Origin of the sequence: Sphingobium sp. AS12, assembly GCF_019097845.1 — a bacterium.
In the GTDB taxonomy this organism is placed as follows: domain Bacteria; phylum Pseudomonadota; class Alphaproteobacteria; order Sphingomonadales; family Sphingomonadaceae; genus Sphingobium.
Map to the genome: position 1 here is coordinate 1 of NZ_JAHRGM010000057.1, position 3,613 is coordinate 3,613.

Sequence of the window (3,613 nt, forward strand, 5' to 3'; positions counted from 1 at the left end):
GCTCTTCGGCCCTATCGGGCACATCCCGCCCGCTGAGGCCGAAGACAATTACTATGCAGCCCTCGAGAACCTCGATATGGCTGCATAGCCCAATGAAAACTGCCTCCTGAAAACCCGGGGCGCTTCAAACTGACGGTTGACCTGATCGAGCGGACACGGAGCCGCCTTGCCGCTGATCGTCGTCTTCACCGGCTTGCCTCGGATTACACCCTGCAGGCCTAGATCACGCATCAGCCGTTCCACCGTGCAGCGGGCAATATCGAAACCCTCCCGCTGCATCTGCCGCCACACCTTGCGCACGCCATAGACCTTGAAGTTGGCATCGAACACGCGGCGAACCTCGGGCTTCATGGCCTCATCACGCTGGACACGTGGTGACAGGCGCGAGGGATCGCGTCGCGATGCCACACGTTCACGATAGGTGGATGGGGCGATCGGCAGAACCTGGCAGATCGGCTCGACCCCATACTCATCGCGATGCTCGTCAATGAAGGCAGTCATCGCTTGAACGGGCGGTCGAGCTCCGCCTGGGCAAAATATGCGGAAGCCTTGCGCAGGATCTCGTTGGCCTGCCGCAGCTCACGGTTCTCGCGCTCCAGCGCCTTGAGGCGGTCTGCCAGCTCGGCGGGAACGCCAACACGCTTGCCGCTGTTGACCTCAGCCTTCTTCACCCACTCCAGCAGCGTGTGCCCTGAGCAGCCAATCTTGGCAGCTATGGAGGTGATCGCCGCCCAGCGCGATGGATGATCGTTCTCGTGGTCCAGCACCATGCGGACTGCCCGTTCACGAACCTCCGGTGCAAACTTGTTCGTCGTCTTGCTCATCGTAGACCCTTCCTCTCAGGAGTTAGGGCCTCCGGCAATCCCGGGGCGGTTCACACCGTCGTCGAAACGGACTTATGAAAAAGGCTAATAAAGACCATTCCCGTAGTTCAGCTTCGAACGAGTTGGCATGCTGGGTTAAGTGGTCATCGCAGCCAATAATTTCTCTGCCTCTTTGCGCCAGGTTTTCTTGGCCGCCATAAATTCGCGAATTTCTGTGGCCCGAAGGAAAGACGCCTCGCGATCTGAGAGCATTCGATCGATGGCACCTGCCCAGCGGTCACGCAGCTGATGGTCATCGCCGTCCATTCCTACGACAAGCCGACTTGCTTGTTCAGCAGGTAGTTGCTCCCTAAGTAGCTGCCCCAGGCCACTTTCAGAGCTGACGAGGACTGGTGTTCCGGCGACAATGGCTTCAACCCCAACCAAGCCAAAACCCTCGGCTCTGGACGGCATCAATACAAGACTGGCGCGCCGCAAATCGGCCCCAAGCTTTTCGTCCGATACGGTGAAGGAGCGCACCACAATATTCAAATGGCCGCCACCTGATTCTTTATCTAGTTTAGACCGCAATTGATCCATTTCGTCTGGCTTCGCCCCCCGGATGACAAGTTCGAGGCGCGGGAGGCCTGCTGGCCGTTCCCGTGCTGCCTTAGCTACCGCGGATGCCGCAGTGTCCAGCCCCTTCAGGTAAACGTCCTCAGCGCGCCCCAATAGAAGGACTTGCCAGGGGTCGCCTTCGGGAGGCTTCCGCTCTTGGGGCTTTGCGACGTCAAACCCTGGGTCAAAACGCAACGGCGGCCTAATGTGGTCATAGCCGGCTAGATAGGTTGCGAACCGGCCATGCAAACGCGGCCCGACCGCGACGACGCAGGTTGCGGTTCGACCGAGTTCTTCCTCGATCTCGGTGCGATCCTGCGCGCGCATCCCGGCTTGATCCTCCCTGCCAATCTTGTAGGGCTCAATCTCATCCGGTGCCATGTGGACGAAATGCACGCGGCGCGCAGATTGATAGTGGTTTGCCTGTAACGAGGCAGCGGCCGAGCCGGTGATCCGACCGTGGCCAATCAGCAAGTCCGGGCCGGACCCCTTGAGGCCACGTGGCTTGCTTATCAATCTCTGTTCATCTGACAGGCCCGTTCCACGGGGCGCTTCGACAAGGGTCACTCCCACTTCTTCCGCCGCCGCAATTTCCTCAGCTGTGGCCTCGAGCACTACACAGGCGACTTGGGCGCCGGCCTGGCTGAGCGCGACGCAAAGCTGCCGGTTGAACGTGCTCAGCCCGCCGCGACCAGACGACCATTCGCTGGCGACGGCCAAGACCGACACGTTCCGCCTTTCGGCTTTTTGCGTTTCGTGAGTTTCCACATCCACGGTGTCCACTTTCTGGTGGCCGACTGCGCTTTCGCCAACACCAGGGTGGCCGAAGTGTTGGTGACGGATGAGAGTGTGATCCAACCCGCTGATTGAAGTGGGAATGCGCGGGTAGTGGTAGGACAAGGACGACCCCAACTCCCGACAGGATGTAATCCAATACCTCAGCAAAGTTTCAAGCGAGACTTCTTCGTCGACGTGGGTTCGACCTGAATAAGCGTCAAGATAGCGCCTCGCATTCTCGACGTCTCCGCTGTTCATCTCGATCAACGCAAGGATCCAAGCGACCGATGACCCTTTTACGATGTCTATTTCGCCGGACCACTTTCGAATAAAATCTCGCGCTTGATCCTCACGACCGCACGCCACACTCGCGAAGACTCCTTGTGTCACTAGCGCAAAATACCTTGGGAATTCCACTATCCCCGACTGTGCAAGATTTGCCGCCGCGGCGAAATCGCCTTGCGAAATATGCGAAACGACTTCGGCAAGAACTTTCTGCTGGGGACCAATTGCAAAACCATCGATCAGATCAGTGCTCCCGATATCGCTGGAAAGAAGAATGGCGCTCTCGGCCAATTTGTAGCCATTGCCGCCACCGCGAACACGGTCAATCCCTTCGCGCAGCAGGGTGACGGCTTCGTCGGACTTGCCGTCACGGGCGAGGATCTCCGCTGCCGCCTGGTAGAGCGATGACAAGCTCCCAATGTTGGGCGTCCCAATCCCCTCGCGCAGCAGGGTGACGGCTTCGTCAGACTTGCCGTCACGGGCGAGGATCTCCGCTGCCGCCTGGTAGAGCGAGAAGAGGTTCTGGGTTGGCGGAACGACTTTGATCCCCTCGCGAGCCGCCTTCACGGCCTCGTCCGACCCGAAAAGGGTGGCTTCTACTTGAATTCTTAGGACCCATGCAGGCGCCGGTGCCCTTGGCCCGCTTGATCGTCGGATATGTGGTAATGCAAGGCACGTATCGCTTTCTCTCCCGCGTAAGAGCAAGCAGCGCGCAAGGTGGTATTCCATCGCGTGGGGGCCGCGATCTTTCAACAAAGCCGAAAGAAGGGCAATTCGTTCTTCGAGTTCTTCCGGAGCTTTGGGGATCGGTGACGTAAAGCTGAACCTGTTGCGTAGATGGTGCTCGAGGCGCACGGCGATCTCGCGCAGGTCCTTCTCAGATTCGGCTTGCGTGAAGTGATATCGAGCTTCGACGAAACGAGCCCCGAGTGCTTCCGCCTTCCCCGTTAATTGTTGGGCACGGAAGGCCCTCGCGAAATAGTCGCCGGCGATCTGGTGGGCCTTGAAGCGCCCCGGGTTTCCAGGAGGCTCCAACTTGTGAGAAGGAGCATCCGTTATGAGCAAGACAACCAACAAATTTTCACCTGAAGTCCGCGAGCGGGCGGTTCGTATGGTGGTGGAGCAGCGGG

General features: G+C 59.0%; 1 protein-coding gene, 1 pseudogene and 1 other annotated feature. The gene and the pseudogene both read right to left on the bottom strand.

Features of this window, described 5'->3' with window-relative positions:
- Positions 1-117: 117 nt before the first annotated feature.
- Positions 118-824, bottom strand: a pseudogene (locus tag KRZ98_RS19690) (IS3 family transposase); the annotation flags it as partial.
- Positions 427-543 (bottom strand) — a sequence feature (AL1L pseudoknot). Its footprint overlaps the pseudogene before it by 117 nt.
- A 135-nt stretch (positions 825-959) precedes the next feature.
- Positions 960-3,557: a glycosyltransferase family 4 protein gene (locus tag KRZ98_RS19695; protein ID WP_217674964.1), complete on the bottom strand. Its 2,598-nt coding sequence runs from the start codon at positions 3,555-3,557 to the stop codon at positions 960-962.
- Positions 3,558-3,613: the final 56 nt, after the last annotated feature.